We start from the raw sequence: 19,347 nt of genomic DNA on the forward strand, positions 1-19,347 counted from the left end.
TTTTGTTGATTGTTTAATAATCTCGCTTTTGGTACAAATATAGGGGAGAACAAATTAACGATAAAACAACATGCGATACAAAAATAAAACATTGAAATTCTCTCTTACCTTTTTAGCGGCTAGCTTATTACTGGGTTGCGGCTCAACCGAGCTCAAGCCTTCAGTAGAACCCAAAACTAATTTAGCCGCATCGACAAACACCGAACAACCGAAGTACGACACATCACCACTACCAACAGCGCTTAATGAAAAGCTAGAAAATTCGATGGTACTAGTCGAAGGCGGTAAATTCTTGATGGGCTCAGATAGTCCAGAAGCTCGTCGCCGAGAAAAGCCTGTTCACGAAGTAGAATTGAGTGACTTTTACATCAGCAAGTATGAAGTAACCCAAGACCTATATATTGAAGTGATGGGTTGGAATCCGAGTTATTTTCACTGTGATGATTGCCCTCTAAATAATTTAAGCTACACACAGGCCGAGATATTTTTAGCTAAACTCAACGCCCGTACAGGAAAAAACTATCGCTTCCCCACTGAAGCCGAGTGGGAATTCGCCGCACGTGGTGGTAACAAATCTAAAGGTTACAAGTACAGTGGCTCAGATAATATTGATGATGTCGCTTGGTATTCAGGTAACGCTAATAGAAAAGCTCAGCCCGTGGGCTTAAAAGCACCTAACGAATTGGGTTTGTATGATATGACAGGCAATATGTGGGAGTTTTGCTCAGATGATTTTGAAGAGAAGTCCTACATGTACCACGACAAAAAAGATCCTCATGTGGTAATAGACATTCCACGAGCTAAAATCAAAATGAAAGTAACACGCGGCTCTGGTTATGAATACCACGCGGATGAGTCGTTCGTTTTTATACGAGATATGGCAAGTGACAATGTACGCATGCCAGACTTAGGCCTTCGCCTAGCGCATAGTAAATAAGCTGTTTTACAGATAAAAATGACAGCCTTAGGCTGTCATTTTTAGTATACGGCCGGTTACAAAAGCTTAGCGTCTACCAATACAAACGAAATGCTGTCGTTAAAGCAACACCACTAAAGTTGCCCCCCTGATTGGTTTTATCACTCATATCTGCGTATTGTAATCCCAACTGAAGTTTTAATTTATGGCGATTAAAATACCAATTAACACCACCATAGATTTCGCTATACCTATCACCGCGACCTTGCGTTAACTCACTGTCATAACGCCCTTGCCTAATGCCATGCGGATCTGATGAATGAATATAGGTAAAGCGCATTACGTATTGAAACTTATCATTTAGCGTGTAATACGGCATGAGTTCATAGCCCCAAATATCGCTTTGCTCTTTATGTCCCTTACCAAAGCCGATATCCGTCCAGATCCCCCAACTATCTCGCTCAAACTTAGTGGAAAAACTCGTAACTTGTGAGAAGGCATCATTGCCTTCAAATGGGTTTTTATCATTGACCAATACATCAATTGAAAACAGCGCATTATCCCAATATTGGTTTGCATCATAAGTACGGCCTATTGAAAAGAGTCCAAAAAGCGTAGAAGTGTCAAATGAAATACCTTTTACTAATTCTCCCAAGTAAGCACCAGCAAAATAATGCCAGTTATTCTCTAACGTATTCGTTACAGTCACGCCATTAAAGTAATCACCAACAAACCACAAGTTATTCGCAAGATTACTGCGCTCAGGCGTCAGTAATGTTCGGCTTGATGTTTTACCTTCCAAAGTAAAAGGAACAGCTTGTTTAAACACCTTAACCCGCGCGCCAGAATCAAGTAGAAAGCTAACGTTAGCGTCTGCGATACGGCGAAAAGTATCGCCATAGTCATTGTTCAAATTAAAATCGGCATCTAAGGTATAAGTAATGTCATCAAATCGACTTTCTAGACCAAACCTGAAGCGGCGCCAATAGAAGTCCTGGAAGTGGCCATATTCTTTACTGTCAACGCGCACAGAGTCGACATGAATACGGCCGATACCGTGAACATAGTCACCGTTATCATTTTGGTAAAATTTATTAAAATCCCAAAATGATTGATCAATGGTTTCAGTTGCACGCGCATCTGTTGGCAAAATGCTCGGGATAAGCATTGCCAAAAACGCAAATTTGGAGATAGAAGAATATGAAAAATATTGCCACGCGTTCATAACAAAAATAATGCTAGCTACTGATTAAGGTGCAAAAAATAAAATATATAATAAATTAACAGGTTTAACGTTTAGTTTATGAAACGAATTGTAACCCCGCTCAGGCCAGTTTTTGGCACTATGACGAAAACGATTTTTTAGCTTGAAGTTTTTTGAAAATTTCAACGGCAAAATACGCAATTGCACCGATAATAAAACCAACTGTCAGCGTCATTAATAGTGGCGAAATTGCACTCAAAATACCACCTAAAAATGACGATGTATCTAAGGCATCAGATGAACTAGCCACTAAATGATGTAAAAACGGCAAGCCGTGAGTAAAAATACCACCGCCAACAAGTAACATCGCTACTGTACCAATTATCGTCAATGCTTTCATTAATTTTGGCGCAAACGCAAGTAAGCTACTACCTAGCCAATACATTGGCTTATTATCACGGCCATACTGGCTCTTTTTCACTAAATAAAGCCCTGCATCATCGAGCTTAACAATACCGGCAACAACACCGTATACGCCGACAGTAATCAAAATGGCTAAACTAGAAATAACTGCTGCTTGCATTTGCATAGTTTGCTCTTGCACAGTGCCCAAAGCAATCACGACAATTTCAGCCGACAAGATAAAGTCAGTGCGAATCGCCCCTTTAATCTTTTGCTTTTCAAACGCTAATAAGTCTATGGAATCAGTGCTAACTGCGTTAATTAAGGCTTTGTGATCATCGCTATCTTGCTTATCAGGCGATAACCAGTGAGCGATTTTTTCAACACCTTCATAGCACAAGAAACAGCCCCCTAAAAGTAACAAAGGCGTAATAAGCCAGGGTAAATAAGCACTAATAAGCAATGCCGCGGGGACAAGGATGAGCTTATTTTTGAAAGAGCCCTTAGCAACAGCCCAGACAACGGGTAATTCACGGTCGGCTTTAACGCCACTAACTTGCTCTGCATTGACGGCTAAATCGTCACCGAGAACACCAGCGGTCTTCTTTGCTGCAACTTTCGACATAACGGCCACATCATCTAACAAAGTGGCAATATCATCAATTAATGCTAATAAACTCGTTCCGGCCATTGAAACCTATCTCTAAAAAGAAAAACGCCTATAGAATAACGTTTTACACGTTAATAAAAAAGAAATTACGTTAATATACCTGTTGAAATAAGTAGTTAACCCACTCAATGCTATGTTAAGGAGTTTGAAGATATTTGTGGAATTATCAGTAGTGGTTGCCAGTACAGGATTTACCTTATCTGAACGGCGCTAAACAGTGATTTAGAGACTCGACCAAACCCAGCTAAAGCAGAACCGTCATCCCCTGACGTTGTTACAGGGGGGCTCCTTTCATTTTTCAGTATCTTTTGCATTAATTTTCATAAGCTCACTTTGAATTTATGAGGTTCCCGCCTCGATAATTGCTCCTGCATTATTCTACTTACTTACATCCATGTATGCATTCGCGGGTATGACGCTTTGCTATAGTAAAAAATTGAGTTAATTGCTTCATAGCAACAATCTTATAAAGAAAACTTAATTCCGCCATTGGCACAAAGCAATATTCGTTTGGCTGAAAAATACTTTTGTGTTTTGGCAATCCCGTTATTTTGTATGTTTTGCCATCTGGATTTAAAGTCACTTGAATACTGCGTGGTAATCAACGTTCACTGTAATATCGACGCTTCCCTCTACCCCATCTAAGCCAACGAATAAAAAAGCCGATTAAACATCGGCTTTGGCATCGTCTATTGAGCATTCAAGCTATTACGCGATTTTTAGGTAATCTTTAATAATTGCTGCACCGCTATCGGCTTGAATAGGTTTAAAAATAAAACCAGAAACCCCATGTGCTTCGCATTCGCTAACGAGTTTCTGATCCGTTACCGATGACAGCATAACCACTGGAATGTCGCTCCCCATTTCACGAATCATACGCAGTGCTTCATTACCATTAATGTCATTCATGACAACGTCCATAAACATAAAGTCTGGATTTTGTGCTTTAACCTGCTCGACAGCGCTATGACCATCATCAGCTTCAATGACATTTTCATAACCTAGTTGGTTTAGGTAGCGCTTCATCGCTTTGCGAATCATCAGGCTATCATCAACTAATAAGATCTTTGACGATGTCGGTAGTTCTGTAGAGTATGGGTTGGCGATACCTGTTACGTTAGAGGCAGGTTGTTTGTCGCTTATTTCTTGATAGGACACATTGCGAATTAATAAATTGAAATAGTAACGACCCACACCTTCAACCATAATTGGCACTGTAATAACTTCTTTTACACCTTCAAGGTATTGGTCCATATCGTTAACATCGTGAACAAAGTATGGGCTTGAAAAGTCGTAATCTAAATTGTAGCGACCATGCAGCTCAGTTGAGCGACCAACAATAGTATTACCCCACTCGGCTAAGGCATGACTCAACTCTTCGTTAATTTCTTCGTAATCAAAGGTTTCATCAAACATTTTTTCGCATACAGAATTACCAATTGCGATGGCTGTTTCAGGATAGTGATGCATCATAATCACCCCGTCGAGCCCGCCAGTAATATCAGAGCAAACAGCGTAGCCTTTGAAGCGAAAATCATCAACGCTGTCGACAAAAGCTTCGCCAGCATCACCCGTAAGTTCTGTCATTGAACTTAGGCTTGCGATAGATTCTTTGATAAACGGGTATAAAATAACTTTATAGATAGTTTCTACGGACATTGGCTTTCCTTATTATTGTTATAGCTACCAACCCGCACAGTGAAATTAGCGCTCATCTTGTTGTGGCAGTTTGGTAAGTGTTTAATTTCCAACCAACAAACTACTAGAGCGCTAACAATTTTGCAACATATACCCTAATAATAGGGTCATTTAACCGCTAAATTACTCTAACCACTCACCTTTATTAAAGCGATAAATCAGGTTTAGGCTAAATAAATCGTCCCGAGTTTTATAGCGCGTACTAATCAACCTTTTTGCCTCACCTTCAATGCTCCAATTGTTATTAAGTTTGTAGTACAGCCCTGCTCCTAAACTGGTGACAAAGGTTGAGCGGTCGCGATCTTGGTCTTTCATTTCCTCGCCAAAACCTAAGCTTAAGAACGGACGCAAATCTTTATCTGTTTGAAAGTAACGTTGGCCACTCAAACCATAGTTTTCATAGGTGTATTCTTCGCCGGAGACTAAATCATCAGCATGGCCTCGAGCGTATTGTAGGCGCAATGAGTACTTTCGAGAAAAATATAAACCAAGCGATGCATTTAATGTTGTTGCGTTTTCCACCCCCCAGTCGTCATCTAAACTTGTTTGACCAAGGCCTACACCAATACCAACAATACTGGTATCGACAGGATCACCAGTGACTTTGGTGTAGTCATAACTTTGGTAGCTCGCTCTTTGGCGGCCACCACTGCCTAGGGTGTATTCTATGTTGTAACGCACCATGGTTTCGTTATCACCATTGTTGCCAACAGGTACTTCATGAACAGAGATAAAGCCAGTGCCGGCGCGCACAATGTCGCGATCGAACAGGTTATTAATGCCGCGGCCAAGGCTATCAACAGGATCTAAGAAAAACAATGCGGTTGAACCCAACCATTCTTTGCCCATCACCTTACCGCCGTTAGCAAGAATACTTTGCTCGGTTTGGAACATGTACTCCCCGACTACCCAGCCAAGCACAGGTGTTACAACTAAATCTTGAATTGACGGGCGCTCAGCAAAAGCTTCAACACCGTACTCCCAATAAAAAGTCGACATCAAAAATGAGTACATAAATGAGTCCCATTGACGATAGCCCGACTTTCTTGCCGCTTGATAATAAACACCACCAAAATATGGATGACCTAAATAGTTGATCCAAAAGACATCTCTGTCCCAAACGGGTGGGTTGGTAACGTTGTCGCCCCATTTTTTCAGGAATTTACCATCTTTATCCCAGTTAGAAATTTCGTCAGGCAACAACCAGATGACCCCGATAACACCAAAGCCATAACCAAAGATTGATTTTGTTTGCGACCAAAGCCGGGCACTGTCCTCACCATTTTGGGCATCGAACAGTGAAATTTTATAAGGATCGTCGTACTGTACTTTGTAAGGATCTTGTTGTTCCCAAATACTACTGCCAATACGCGAACTGACGACCCGTTCAACCTCGGTAAGCTCGTCACTAGACTCGGTCTGTTCATTACTTAACACAGAAAAAGAAGATAAAAATAAAAGGCTAATTAGAAAGGAGTGCCGAAGTCCAACAGGCATAAGATTTCCTTGGTTGTCAGTTTTTATCAATTATACGTTTACCTTAGGTTAACAAACAATAAAATCAATAATTTTCTCAATAACGCAATATCATCATTGGTTGACTTTTGATTGAGAACTCAATGATAACTCGCGATTTAGCTCTTCAATCTGCTTGGTTCGCTCTAGCATTTTTTGTGTCAATAGCGAATTCGCTCTGCGTTCTACGTTGCGTCGATACAGCACGAAGCTTAGAAAACCAAATAATACCAAACAAATCACTACCGCTACCCAGTACTCAAATACTTGTTTTGCCCTGAGTTCTTCTAACGCTTTAGCGTGTTTTAATTGATTAACTTCCTGAGCGAGCATTTTTGATTGATAACGCGCAAGTTTTGTATTCAAACTGATGTTATTTAACTTATTTTGTTGATTGATCGCGATCTGCATGGCGTCGAGCGCTTCTCGATTGTTTCCTTGATTGGCGTGCAACATGGCAAACAGCCAGCGAATTGGCAGCTCTAGCGCTTGATCATTTGCTTCTGTGGCAATTGCTTGAGCTTGGCTTAGATATTCGATTGCTTGCTCGGTGTCTTGGAAAACAAACCGTGTTTTAGCTAACGTATATAACGCACCAGATAACGCCTTTTGATGACCAATTTCTCGAGCCATCGTTATCGCTTGTCCTGCTAACTCGCCGGCAGCTTGATAATTTTCCAGCTCGAAGTGAACTTCAGATGCGTTGTGCAAGGCTGAAGCTAATGCATAAGGATTATTGGTATCTCGATAATACTCAACAGCTAATAGACCATATTCAAGTGCCCGTTGATACTGCTGTGCCAACTTGAGCGGCACACTGTATTCACCATAAATATGCATGATTTGGGCTTGGCTTGAGTTCGCTTTATGCCACTGTAAAACTTCTTCGTAGTGCGCAATAGCATTGTCGTATTGGCGTAAACTGATATATAACACAGCCAAGTTGTGTTTTATGTCAATTTGGTCCTCTACACTGCCGTATTGTTGATACAAGGACTGTGCTTCAGAATAAGCGACTAGCGCATTGTCATATTCGGCAACCCTAATATTGGCCAAGCCTATATTATTGAGTAAGTTTGCCTGTTGCACATAATCATTGACCATTCGATAATGCACTAGCGTTGCTTGATAACCATCAATCGCTTTATCGTAGTCACCCAAGTAGTAATAGGTAACAGCCTCAAGTTTGTTTGCTTTAGCAACATCCTCTAACAAACGCTGCGATTGCGCGTATCGACTTGCTTGCAAAGCATACGCGAGTGCATCTTGAATTTGGCCATGGCGAATAGCAACATCTGCGTAACTCAGATTGAGTAATGATTGTTCTGATGTCGACAGACTATTACCTTCAAGTGACTTTAACGCCTCAATAGCAAGGTTATAATCATCGATTTCAATGCTTTGACTGACACGTTGGTCAAACGGACTTGGCTCGGCGATAACCGCAAACCTGATCAAACAACACATGATCAAAAAATAGTGGCGTAACATATTATTATTTTTGTAATCAGAAATAGCGATATTTCGCGGATAAAACAGAGGTTAACCTAGCACGTTCAGGCGAACTTTCAAAGCCATCAACGCCTGTAAAAGACAGCTAATCACTCCATTAACACCGTTGCAACAACCGCTTGATGATCTGATAACACTTGGTCAGCAACTTGATAATCGAGAAAAGCCATCGTTTTAGGAATAAAGATCCAGTCTAACCGTTTGTTACCATAGGTGTTATGACTATTAGAGTATTTAAAATAGGTTGTTAGGGACCTATCAGACAAGATAGTACCAATGACTTTATTCCCCCCCTGCCAAGTAGCATTAAAATCTCCCAGTAATATACTCGGCACTTGTCGTTGCTGGCGCACCGCATTTAACTGGGCAATTTGCTCCAAGCGTTTACTTTGCCGCGAAAAGTCGAGATGGATTGAGTAAATATCAATGGGGTGACAGTTTGTTGGCTCAGTAGCACAAGGCAAATTAATTTGCCCGACAACAAACCCTTTGCTAGGTGTTGGTGGTGTCGGTGCAAAACGATAACTAAAGCTATTTGTTATTGGGTACTTAGATAAAATTGCCGTGCCATAGCGACCAAAAAATCGATCAACATGTTTACCGTGAATGTAATATCGATAGCCTGCCAACCCCGCAAGATAAGCGACGTGATCAAATTCTCCGCTCCACCAAGATGCTGCATCAGCCTCCTGCAGCGCGACAACATCAGCATTTTCATACGATAAAAACTGACCTATTTGATTTAAATTTTCTTTTATTTTTTCTTTAGATAACAACAATTGGCTCACGCTATCGCCACGACCGTGAGCTAGATTGAGCGTTAACAATTTGAGTTTGGTGGGTTGTGTTGTTGAATACACATCTGCCACCGAGTGATGAAGCTGAGGAATCAAAGCCTCTTCTTGCTCAAACATAGCGCCAAAAACCGAATTAGCCGACCAATTTAGGCTAATAACAATCAACCAATGAACGATGTTCAGACGCACTACTTATTACTCTGTTGCTGACGATATTCAATGAGCTTATCGATCATCCAAGATTCAACCATCATCAGCTCACCCGGTTGACACTCCAAATGATAGGCCTTGCCCGTCCACGAGCTTTTACTTGCCAAGCGTTCAATAAAGTGCTCAGCGCTGTCGGCAAATTTTTTACCCCGCCTCAGCTTTAATCGCAAATGATCTGCTGCACTCGGTGCATCGTGGATCTCGCCATTGCGATGAAATGTACAACCACTTTGTTCCACGGCATGAATTAAATAAGCGATTTCATGCTCAACTATCTCGCTATTTCCTGCAAAGGTAAAAGTGCTAAAGAAACTTAACAACAAAACAAAAACAAGATGAATCATGTATTACACCACTAGCTAAAGATGACAAAAATCACTATATCTCGCATAACAAGTAGATTCTGTGACATTTATGTACCAGTAACATTAAAGCGCAAATACACAACAATTGTTTTACATCTATGTAACTAAGTATGTTGTATGTAGTAGCTGTAGCGATGATTTTTGCAAAGCGACACTATACCGAACAAAATGCCAAACAAAATACTAAGCAAAAGCTTGATCTAGGGCATAAAAGCGATTTGCCGAAACAGCATCTCATTGTTATTGTTAATTAAAGGAGGAAAACAAAATGAAAAAGCCTTTATATATTGTCGGTGTTGATGGTAGCGAGTGGAGTGAAAGAGCGGTGATGCGCGCTATCAACCTTGCTAAACAAACAAATGCACAAGTCGAGCTAATTTCGGTTATTGAATTTGGCAAAATCCAACCCATTTTAATGGAAGGCAACGAGCCTTATGTTATCGATAAGGGTAATGTCCAAGACGAAACCCTAGAAAAAGTCATTAAACCTTTACTCGATACATACCAAGACAGCGGTGTTGAGATGAGCTATCAACTGCTTTGGGGTGATCCCGTTGATGTTTTGCATGAATGTGCCAAACACGAACGCGCCAACATGCTATTTATGGGCCGCAGAGGTCGCTCAAGGTTTGTCGATATTCTGCTCGGCAGTGTTGCTAATAAAATTGCGCACAAAGCAGGGATCCCTGTGGTTTTAGTTCCTTAGCGATAGCGGCAATAAAAATAGAAAGCCAAATGCACAACAATATGTCGCACTTTTGGCTTTATGTATCTCTGAATTTAGCTTACCTAGTCAGCTATTAGCCACTGAGCTAAGTACGTATAATGTTCTTAGCTTAGTGGCTGGTACTCTTTACCAAGAATAGGTTACATCTTTAACTCGTTTTTCAACATGCATCACTTCATACACGTGATAAACATCCTCAAAATCTAATGCTAGCTCAGTTGTGTAGGTATCACCAACGGGATAACTTTTGATCACCTTTGCACCTCTGATAACCCCTTGGATTTTTGCCGTTAACACCTGATCCGCAACAATTAAATCTGCCATGGTCGTACTACCGGTAATTTGTTGACCATAAACTTGCTCTGCGAGCTCGGCATATGCCGCAATTTTTGACGCGTTAATCGCCATTAACATGCGCTGCGTTTCATTATCAGACTTTTGCAGACTTATCGGCGCATACCCTATTGCCGTTAACACGGGGAATTTTTCAGGTTTAACGCGCTCATATTGCACGTGCTTATCAACACTAGAGCAGCCAGCAACCATTGCCGTTAGAAATAGTGCTATCAAGATATTTTTCATTATTTGCTCCTATTTCGCTTCATTGCTTTTTTGAACAGCTTGAGAATCTCGATACAGCTTGCCATTTTGCATTTTTACATTTTGTTGCTGTGATATCTGCTCACCGATCACCCAATCAGGAATGTACGCTTGTGAGGTTGCGACAACAACATGAGATTGCATGCCAATAATTTTGGCATTAACTAACACACCGCCATCTTGTTTGGTCATAGTACCGGTAACAACATAGTCAATTAATTGGCGAGCCGGCAATTGTTGCCAGTCTCTACTTTGAACAAAATCACCCTCGGGCGTTACCCGAATACTACCTGTCGTTTTATAATCAATCACCGTTAGGCCATAGTGTTGTAACTCATAGACCAAACTTTCAGCCAATTGATTACCCAACCAATGAGTTGACTCTAGATCATCTAAATTTACAAATGACGCAACCGCCAGCGGCGTTTTTGATGAAACGTAATCACTTGATTTAACTAAGTTATTAGCCATAGCTTTGACAACATCATTGATTGCGTGCACAGGCATATTCGCCGTAGTAATTTGCTCGCTTGGTAGCTGTTCATGAGCGTAATAAGCTGATGTTGGTTGTTGTGAAGATGAGCATGCTACCAGTAAACTTGGTAAAGCAATTGCAAGCCAGTGCTTCATAAATATTTCCCCTTAGTGGGTCGTTATTTGTCTTTACTAGTAGAGTTTAAGCATTTTTTACGCCAACTCTTGAATGCTGGAATGTTGGAATGCTGGAATGTTGGAATGCTGGAATGTCGGAATGTTGGAATGTCGGAATGTTGGAATGTTGGAATGTCGGAATGTTGGAATGTCGGAATGTTTTATACCTTTATACCTTCAACAAAAGATTCCCGATTAAAACACCTCGATGTATGGACTCCCTCCCTCTGGGGGAGTAACGTAATAAGTGCCTAAACTTTTACCTTGGAGTCCATACAAATGAATAATAACGTTATTGCCATCGATTTAGCAAAGTCTTCTTTTCATGCCTGTGTTATAACAGATAAAAACAAAGTGCTCACAGATAGAAGTTTTACTAGGGCATCATTAACTAATTGGTTAATTAAGCAGAAACCAGCGACCGTTGTCATGGAAGCCTGTGGCTCTTCACATTACTGGGCTAGATTTGCAGAGCAACACGGTCACAAGGCAAAAATCATCCCGACCAAATCCGTTACCCCCTTTCGCCAGGGCCATAAAACCGATAAGAACGACGCCTTGGCAATAGGCGTAGCTTCAAAACAACCGAGAGTAAAGTCTGTAGCCATCAAAACCGTTGAGCAACAAGGTTTACAGTCGATAGAAAGAATGCGTCAACATCTGAGTGACCAGTTAACAGCAATGAGTAATATGCTTAGGGCGTTAATATCTGAATTTGGCATCACCATCCCCAAAGGTATTTCGGCATTTAAAAAGCGCATTCCTGAAATACTCGAGGATGGAGAAAACGAGCTGCCTTTTGCTTTTCGAGAGCAAATAAGCAATATGTATCAACTGTATTTAGTTATCGAAGCGCAAGAGCAACACATTGAAAAACAACTAGGCTTACTGATTAAACAGCAAGCGCAATGCCAGTCTCTAATGGCACTAGAAGGTGTCGGGCCGGTTAATGCGCTTGGCCTTTATATTGCCCTTGGAAATCAAGGTAGTAGTTTTAAAAATGGGCGAGAAGCCTCGGCTTGTATAGGCCTTACACCGAAGCAATATAGTACCGGAGGAAATATTGTACTCGGTACCATAGGTAAAAAGTGTGGTAACAAACGGCTACGCTCAACGTTAATCCAAGGTGCTTTGGCTTATGTGAAAGTCGTGGATAAACGGCAACCTAAAAACAACAAAGAAATATGGATTAAACAGTTGATAGCAAAAGGTAGTCTTAAAAAAGCGGCGGTAGCATTAGCCAACAAAACGGTTCGAACCGCTTGGGCGATGTTAAGCCATGATAGTCAATATCAAAAACCAGCTGAGCTACACCACTAAATTAGACAACCCATCAATTAAGTTATAGGAAATTACATCTTTATTTAATGCGATTAAAAAATAGGTAAGACCGACCTCCAAGAGCCTGCTCATTCCCTCGGTATAAAATACCGTCACCTCGATGAGGCATGGAGGTGCGAATACATCAGGGGCCAGAGTTCGCTACTCAAATAGAGCCCGAATATACGGACGCACCTTTCCTACTTAACATTGCAAAAAATAGGTTGTAATTATCCGGGAGTCCATATACGGGAATGACACTTTGTTCTGGCCTTACAACCTTTGAACCTTGCAACCTTTAAACCTTGCAACCTTTAAACCTTACAACCTTTGAACCTTGCAACCTTTAAACCTTACAACCTTTGAACCTTTTTAAAAAGCTTCGGCATAATAAATGCATTATCGATAATCATTAGATTCAGTGCCAAAAGCGTGACAGATTTTTTATGAGTAAACTAGCTAAACTTTCGTTGATCACTCTCCTGTTAAATACCACACCAGCTTATGCTGAGTGGTTCCAAGCTTCAGGGAGTTCATTTATTGATAGTAGCGGAAAGAAAATTGCTAAAACACGAGCTACCGAAAATGCGCTAAAAAAAGCGTTACTCGTCGCTGGAGCATCCGTCTCGAGTGTTCAGCAAGTCGTCAACGGCCTAATGACCAAAGACGAACTCAATGTTAGAGCTAGTGGCGTCGTTAATGGTTTTGAAATTGTCGAAGAGTACTACCAGGATGATGTCGTTACTGTCACCATTCGCGCTGACATTTTTCCGCAAGAGAAACAGTGTTTTGCCGCCGACTACCAAAAGCGCTTGTTAGTGACGAAAGCCCATATTAAATACCGAGAACAAGCCAATATAGGTGGAATTTACCAACTGGACAGGCAAATCGCCTACCAACTGAATGAACAACTTCAAAATAACACCCGTTATATGCAAACCCAACTTGCGCTCAATAATACAACTGAGTTCGGTCGTTACATTGATAGTTTTAATCAAGATAAGCTGAAAGATTTGACTATTAGTATTGCTAATATGACCCAAAGTCAGTTTATTCTTTACACCGAAATTACCGACCTATCATTTGAGCAAGAACCAACCAACAGTTGGAAGTTTTGGCAAAATGATATTCTACCGCGAAACTTTGCTATCAGGATCCACCTATTTGATGGCAACACTGGAGAGTCCTTTCTTGAGCAGCAATATAGTGCGGCATCGCCTTGGACATATAAATACCGCGAGCAAGTTGACGTTGCCAGTAATCAATTCCAAACAAGCCCTTACGGCCTAGGCATTAATCGAATTTTAGAACAAGCGGTGATGGACTTAGATGAATCCTTAATGTGCCAACCATCACAAGCTAAAATTATTCACGCAGGTAATAACCAACTCATCTTAAATATTGGTAAACGTCACGGCGTACAAATTGGTGATGAATTCTCGCTATTACACCAAGAAAATTTTATCGCTAACAATGGTAAACAATATACAGGATATACGCTCAGCCCTTATAAAGTTACCATTACTAAGGTCACTCAAGATAGCGCTACTGCTGTTACTCAAAACGATGAAACCCTCGGCAACATCCAGCACAATGATTTAGCAGTAAGATATTAATTTAAATAGTAATAAAGTTAATATTTGGTATATTAAGTGTCAATGTCCCTGTAGCTCAGCTGGATAGAGCATTCGCCTCCTAAGCGAAGGGTCGGACGTTCGAATCGTCTCAGGGACGCCACCCTCTCACTCAGCATTAGATTAACTAATGCGAAATAGTAATTTTTTTCGTTTGTTTAATGTGCATTAAATCTTGATAATGCGCGCTCTTTTTTTGACCACGTAATTAAACAAACGGAGTAATACCCACTAATGAACGAAATGTTCTTCGACATCATCAGTTGGCTAGGTTTAGCCTTATGTATTGGTGCATTTTTTGTTAAAGATATGATTAAACTCAGGTTAGTAACCTTCACAGGTTGTCTATGCTTAGGGGTTTATTACACTCATATTGATGTCGTTCAAGGTATGATTTCCAATGTCATTATTCTCGCGATCAATGGCGCGTATTTATTCAAGTTCAAATTTAATAAACTATTCAAACGTGGAAAAACTCGCTTAGAAGATGAATTAGAGTACAGCTAAGCTCACTATTGCCCGTACAAAAAATTTACAGACATAAAAAAACCCGCTAATGCGGGTTTTTTAATCGTTAAATCCTTGAGCTTTTAATTTTCTTGCTCTATCACAATGTCCCTATCTCCATCTGTGGCGCTATTGCTGAAAAAGGCGGATAAACCTAATATCGCTACGGCTAGCATCACAGTGGTCAACTTCAATCCCCTAGGAGACGACCTATTCATTTTTTGCCTTCAGAGTTATCGTTATTATTTTTTCGACTCTTAACAAATCAACATTACGTTATTAGTAAAACGATTTCAACACATTAGCATCATTTTAGCGACTGATTCATTGATTTTTGTCAAGATATTGCTCAATAACCGATACTTTTATCCACTTTGTGTTTTATCGCTTGTTCTTGAGTCATCGCGATGTAATTGTCAGCGATTTGTTCGATGATCTCTTGCTGATCAGTTATCGCGGCAATATGTGGCGTAATATTAATATTCGGCTGCTGCCAAAATGGGTGTTTTTCAGGTAAAGGCTCTTGTTGAAATACGTCAAGTGTTGCACCGGAAATATCTCCATTACGACACGCTTCAAGCAGGTGTTCTTCATTGATAGTATTACCTCGGCCAACATTAATCAGCCAGGTTTGTTGACTACAAGCTGATAAAAATTCACGATCGATCAATAACCGAGTCGCTTGAGTGTCTGGCAATAGGTTCACTGCGTAATCACAGTCTGCTAAAGCATCATACAGCGCCTGCTTACCTTGAATACAAGGGTAGTTTTTATCTGTTTGTACCGTTCTAGACCAGCCTGTCACGTCAAATCCATTAAGCTGCAATTGACGTGCAACGACATCGCCAATTTGACCGACACCTAACACCAATACCCGTTTACCTTGTAATCGGCGCTGAAATTTCCAGCGCTGTTGTATTTGTTGCTCGGCAAATTCTGTCAATCGACATTGGCGCATTAACATCACACCAAGAACATATTCAGCCATTTGCTGAGCAAGCGAATCGACAACAATACGAGATAAAATCACATGTTCAGGTATTGCTTGATCGAAAGTAAAGTGATCAACCCCTGCCCCTAGCGATTGCGCTACTTTAATATTTGGCAGCTGTTGCCATATATCAACGGGGTGTTTCCACATCACGGCATAGGTCACTTCCTCAGGAGACGATATGTCAGGCCACAGCTGGATTTTAACCTCGGGAAGTCGTTGCTGTAATAATACTCGTAACTTTTCAGCATTGCGATCAGTGATCACTAAAGCGATAGACATAATAAAAAACTCTCTTTTGATGACAACAAGTGATTAGCCTAAGTCGGTAATATAGCAAAAGTTTTCTCTTGATATCGGCAAAAATATTGATGGCTTCCCTACCAATTGGACAGTTTTAATCACGTCCATCTCATTGCTAGATAACAAAAAACATACAAGAAATAAGAGAATAATATTTGCAGTAAATCCGTCGGTAAGCGAGAATACCGCAACTTTTCTTTTCATCAAAAAATAAACCAAGTTCAGGAGCAACTATGCCTTCTCGTCAACAATTGGCCAACGCTATTCGTGTTTTAAGTATGGATGCCGTACAAAAAGCAAAATCAGGACACCCTGGTGCACCTATGGGTATGGCAGATATCGCTGAAGTATTATGGCGCGATCACCTAAAACACAACCCTACTGACCCAAAATGGGTTGATCGTGACCGCTTTATCTTGTCAAACGGTCATGGCTCAATGTTGATATATTCGCTTCTACACTTAACTGGCTACGACCTACCAATGTCGGAGCTTGAAAACTTCCGTCAACTACATTCTAAAACACCTGGTCACCCAGAATACGGTTACACGCCAGGTGTTGAAACAACAACAGGCCCATTAGGCGCTGGTATTTCAAACGCCGTGGGGATGGCGATTGCCGAAAAAACGTTGGCAGCTCAATTTAACCGTGATGGCCACGATATTGTTGATCACTTCACCTACTGTTTCTTAGGTGACGGCTGTTTAATGGAAGGTATTTCACACGAAGCTTGTTCACTAGCTGGTACGTTAGGCCTAGGCAAATTAATCGCATTTTGGGACGACAACGGCATTTCTATCGATGGCCACGTTGAAGGTTGGTTTACTGACGATACACCTGCGCGTTTTGCCTCATATGGTTGGCACGTAATTGCTGATGTTGATGGTCATAACCCTGAAGCAATCAACGCAGCGATTATCGAAGCTAAATCAGTCACCGACAAACCAACTATGATTTGCTGTAAAACCGTGATTGGTTTTGGCTCACCGAACAAATCAGGATCTCATGACTGTCACGGCGCGCCACTAGGTGAAGAAGAAATAGCAGCAGCACGTGAGTTTTTGAACTGGCCACATGCACCATTTGAAATCCCAGCCGACATCGCAAGTGACTGGAACCAACAAGACAAAGGTCAAGCTAACCAAGCGAGTTGGAATGAAAAGTTTTCAGCCTATAAAGCGGCACATCCTGAACTGGCTGCTGAATATGAGCGTCGTGTTATCAAGGGTGACTTACCGGCTGAATTTGAAGCCAAAGCCAATGCGTTTATTAAAGAAACCCAAGCAAAAGCGGAAAACATCGCGTCGCGTAAAGCATCGCAAAATACCATTGAAGCGTTTGGCCAAATGTTACCCGAATTATTAGGTGGTAGTGCTGACTTAGCTGGCTCAAACTTAACGCTATGGTCTGGCTCTAAAGGCATAGAAACCGATCCTGCTGGTAACTACATCTTCTACGGTGTGCGTGAATTTGGTATGAGCGGTATTATGAACGGTATTTCATTGCACGGTGGTTTCATCAACTACGGTGCAACCTTCATGATGTTTATGGAATACGCGCGTAACGCTGTGCGTATGTCTGCCTTAATGGGTATCCAAAATATTTTCGTGTATACCCACGATTCAATTGGCCAAGGTGAAGACGGCCCAACGCACCAGCCTATCGAGCAGTTAACTAACTTACGTACAACACCCAATATGGTGACATGGCGTCCAGCTGACGCTACTGAATCAGCTGTTGCATGGAAAAATGCCGTAGAGCGTCAGCAAGCACCAACGTCTTTAGTGTTCTCTCGCCAAGGTTTACCTGCATTAGCACGTAACGAAGAGCAAGTTGAAAACATCGCTAAAGGTGGTTACATCCTAAAAGACAGTGTAGGCACACCAGAGGTTATTTTAATTGCCACTGGCTCTGAGGTTGCACTTGCATTAAAAGCCGCTGAGCAACTTGGTGACAACGTCCGTGTTGTCTCTATGCCGTCAACAAATATCTTTGACGCCCAAAGCGCCGAGTACAAAGAATCAGTGTTACCATCGACAGTTACTAAACGCGTTGCAATTGAAGCTGCCCATACTGATTTTTGGTATAAGTACGTAGGCTTTGCCGGTAAGGTTGTCGGTATGACTACCTTTGGTGAGTCAGCACCAGGTGGCGTTTTAATGGAGCATTTTGGTTTTACAGTCGATAATGTCGTTAATACGGTAAACTCGCTGTAATTAAACGATAATTCACCTTCAAGCGCCGAGCACTAAGCTCGGCGTTTATTCCAATAAAGAGAGTTATGTCGATAAACATCGCCATTAATGGTTTAGGTAGAATTGGCCGCAGTGTATTGCGCGCCGTCTTTGAAACCAATCGTCAACATCAAATCAATGTCGTCGCCATCAACGAGCTCGCTGACATTGAAGGTATTGCTCACCTATTAAAATACGACAGTACCCACGGGCGCTTTCCATTTGAGGTTAGGCACAGCCAAAATCAGTTGAAAATCAATGACCATACGATCAATATCAGTCATCACAAAAGCTTAAATGCGCTTGAGTGGGCTGAGCACAATGTCGACATTGTGCTCGAGTGCTCTGGTGTATTTGATAAGCGTGAGCATGGCGAATTGCACTTAAAACAAGGCGCAAAGAAAGTCTTGTTCTCACAGCCAATCGCCAAAAAAATTGATAACACAATTATTTACGGCATTAATCAAGATAGCCTGTTAGCTGAGCACCGCATTGTTTCTAATGGTTCATGTACCACTAATTGTATCGTACCTGTGATCAAAGCAATCGATGATGCCTTTGGCGTAGAAAGTGGCACTATCACCACAATTCACTCCTCGATGAATGATCAGCAAGTGATTGATGCTTATCACAGTGATTTACGTCGAACGCGCGCCGCCAGCCAGTCTATTATTCCCGTCGATACCAAGCTTGCTTTAGGTATTGAAAGAATACTGCCTAAGTTTGCCGGTAGGTTTGAAGCTATTGCCGTTCGAGTACCAACGATTAATGTTACCGCGATGGACTTAAGCGTAACAGTCAACACTGATGTTTCCATCGCAGAAATTAATCAAGCAATCATTAAAGCTACAAGTAATGGTTTATCGGGTATCCTGGGATATACCGAAGAGCCACTTGTATCGATTGATTTTAATCACGATCCGCACTCGTGTATTGTCGACGGCAATCAAACTCGTGTTAGTCACAAGCGTTTAGTGAAAATGCTAGTGTGGTGCGACAACGAGTGGGGATTTGCCAACAGAATGTTAGATACGGCTTTAGCCATGTCTAAAGTATAAATTATAGTTATTACACCCTTGTTCAAACGGAGT

At 41.3% G+C, this 19,347-nt stretch carries 17 protein-coding genes and 1 tRNA gene; 8 read left to right on the top strand and 10 right to left on the bottom strand.

Annotated elements, in window-relative coordinates; genetic code table 11:
• The first annotated feature begins 70 nt into the window (after window positions 1–70).
• Window positions 71–937 carry a formylglycine-generating enzyme family protein gene (locus LP316_RS13715; protein ID WP_193021712.1) on the top strand — a complete coding sequence of 289 codons (867 nt, stop codon included), beginning with the start codon at window positions 71–73 and terminating at the stop codon, window positions 935–937.
• Window positions 938–1,010: 73 nt separating this feature from the next.
• On the opposite strand, the gene LP316_RS13720 is transcribed toward LP316_RS13715, so the two are convergent.
• From LP316_RS13720 to LP316_RS13750, 7 genes are all read right to left on the bottom strand, one after another.
• Entirely contained in the window at window positions 1,011–2,141 is a 1,131-nt protein-coding gene (locus LP316_RS13720) for a porin (RefSeq protein ID WP_193021713.1), read from the bottom strand.
• 118 nt (window positions 2,142–2,259) lie between these two features.
• Window positions 2,260–3,213 carry a DUF808 domain-containing protein gene (locus LP316_RS13725; protein WP_193021714.1) on the bottom strand — a complete coding sequence of 318 codons (954 nt, stop codon included), beginning with the start codon at window positions 3,211–3,213 and terminating at the stop codon, window positions 2,260–2,262.
• 687 nt (window positions 3,214–3,900) lie between these two features.
• Window positions 3,901–4,851 (bottom strand): response regulator, encoded by a 951-nt coding sequence (locus tag LP316_RS13730; RefSeq protein WP_193021715.1) that lies wholly within the window; start codon window positions 4,849–4,851, stop codon window positions 3,901–3,903.
• Window positions 4,852–5,013: 162 nt separating this feature from the next.
• The gene (locus LP316_RS13735) at window positions 5,014–6,387 is read right to left on the bottom strand and encodes a DUF3943 domain-containing protein (RefSeq protein ID WP_193021716.1); all 1,374 of its coding nucleotides are present in this window, start codon (window positions 6,385–6,387) and stop codon (window positions 5,014–5,016) included.
• A 93-nt stretch (window positions 6,388–6,480) separates the two neighbouring features.
• Window positions 6,481–7,896: a tetratricopeptide repeat protein gene (locus tag LP316_RS13740; protein WP_193021717.1), complete on the bottom strand. Its 1,416-nt coding sequence runs from the start codon at window positions 7,894–7,896 to the stop codon at window positions 6,481–6,483.
• Between the two features lie 110 nt (window positions 7,897–8,006).
• A complete protein-coding gene (locus tag LP316_RS13745; protein WP_193021718.1) occupies window positions 8,007–8,903 on the bottom strand; it encodes an endonuclease/exonuclease/phosphatase family protein in 897 nt (298 codons plus the stop codon).
• On the bottom strand, window positions 8,903–9,268 hold the full coding sequence (locus LP316_RS13750; protein WP_193021719.1) for a DUF5329 family protein: 366 nt from the start codon (window positions 9,266–9,268) through the stop codon (window positions 8,903–8,905). Before LP316_RS13750 ends, LP316_RS13745 begins: the two co-directional genes overlap by 1 nt.
• A gap of 289 nt (window positions 9,269–9,557) precedes the next feature.
• On the opposite strand from LP316_RS13750, the gene LP316_RS13755 reads away from it, so the two are divergent.
• Entirely contained in the window at window positions 9,558–9,995 is a 438-nt protein-coding gene (locus tag LP316_RS13755) for a universal stress protein (RefSeq protein WP_193021720.1), read from the top strand.
• Between the two features lie 147 nt (window positions 9,996–10,142).
• On the opposite strand, the gene LP316_RS13760 is transcribed toward LP316_RS13755, so the two are convergent.
• Window positions 10,143–10,598, bottom strand: coding sequence for an LPP20 family lipoprotein (locus LP316_RS13760; RefSeq protein ID WP_193021721.1), 456 nt, complete (start codon window positions 10,596–10,598; stop codon window positions 10,143–10,145).
• A 9-nt stretch (window positions 10,599–10,607) separates the two neighbouring features.
• Entirely contained in the window at window positions 10,608–11,246 is a 639-nt protein-coding gene (locus tag LP316_RS13765) for a FlgO family outer membrane protein (RefSeq protein ID WP_193021722.1), read from the bottom strand.
• 300 nt (window positions 11,247–11,546) lie between these two features.
• On the opposite strand from LP316_RS13765, the gene LP316_RS13770 reads away from it, so the two are divergent.
• The 4 genes from LP316_RS13770 to LP316_RS13785 all read left to right on the top strand — a co-directional run bounded on the left by LP316_RS13770 (window position 11,547) and on the right by LP316_RS13785 (window position 14,728).
• Window positions 11,547–12,587, top strand: a complete 1,041-nt coding sequence (locus LP316_RS13770) for an IS110 family transposase (RefSeq protein ID WP_193020570.1) — start codon at window positions 11,547–11,549, stop codon at window positions 12,585–12,587.
• Window positions 12,588–13,033: 446 nt separating this feature from the next.
• The gene (locus LP316_RS13775; RefSeq protein WP_193021723.1) at window positions 13,034–14,203 is read left to right on the top strand and encodes a flagella assembly protein FlgT; all 1,170 of its coding nucleotides are present in this window, start codon (window positions 13,034–13,036) and stop codon (window positions 14,201–14,203) included.
• Window positions 14,204–14,247: 44 nt separating this feature from the next.
• Window positions 14,248–14,324: transfer RNA gene (locus LP316_RS13780), tRNA-Arg, on the top strand.
• Between the two features lie 131 nt (window positions 14,325–14,455).
• Window positions 14,456–14,728: a YgjV family protein gene (locus LP316_RS13785; protein ID WP_193021724.1), complete on the top strand. Its 273-nt coding sequence runs from the start codon at window positions 14,456–14,458 to the stop codon at window positions 14,726–14,728.
• A 349-nt stretch (window positions 14,729–15,077) separates the two neighbouring features.
• On the opposite strand, the gene LP316_RS13790 is transcribed toward LP316_RS13785, so the two are convergent.
• Window positions 15,078–16,001: a 2-hydroxyacid dehydrogenase gene (locus tag LP316_RS13790; protein ID WP_193021725.1), complete on the bottom strand. Its 924-nt coding sequence runs from the start codon at window positions 15,999–16,001 to the stop codon at window positions 15,078–15,080.
• Between the two features lie 254 nt (window positions 16,002–16,255).
• Here LP316_RS13790 and tkt point away from each other — a divergent pair, with 254 nt between their 5' ends.
• Window positions 16,256–18,238: a transketolase gene (gene tkt, locus LP316_RS13795; protein ID WP_193021726.1), complete on the top strand. Its 1,983-nt coding sequence runs from the start codon at window positions 16,256–16,258 to the stop codon at window positions 18,236–18,238.
• Between the two features lie 65 nt (window positions 18,239–18,303).
• Complete coding sequence (epd, locus tag LP316_RS13800; RefSeq protein ID WP_193021727.1) at window positions 18,304–19,314, top strand: erythrose-4-phosphate dehydrogenase; 1,011 nt, start codon at window positions 18,304–18,306, stop codon at window positions 19,312–19,314.
• The last annotated feature ends 33 nt before the right edge of the window (window positions 19,315–19,347 follow it).

The organism is Thalassotalea sp. LPB0316 (assembly GCF_014898095.1).
In the GTDB taxonomy this organism is placed as follows: domain Bacteria; phylum Pseudomonadota; class Gammaproteobacteria; order Enterobacterales; family Alteromonadaceae; genus Thalassotalea_G.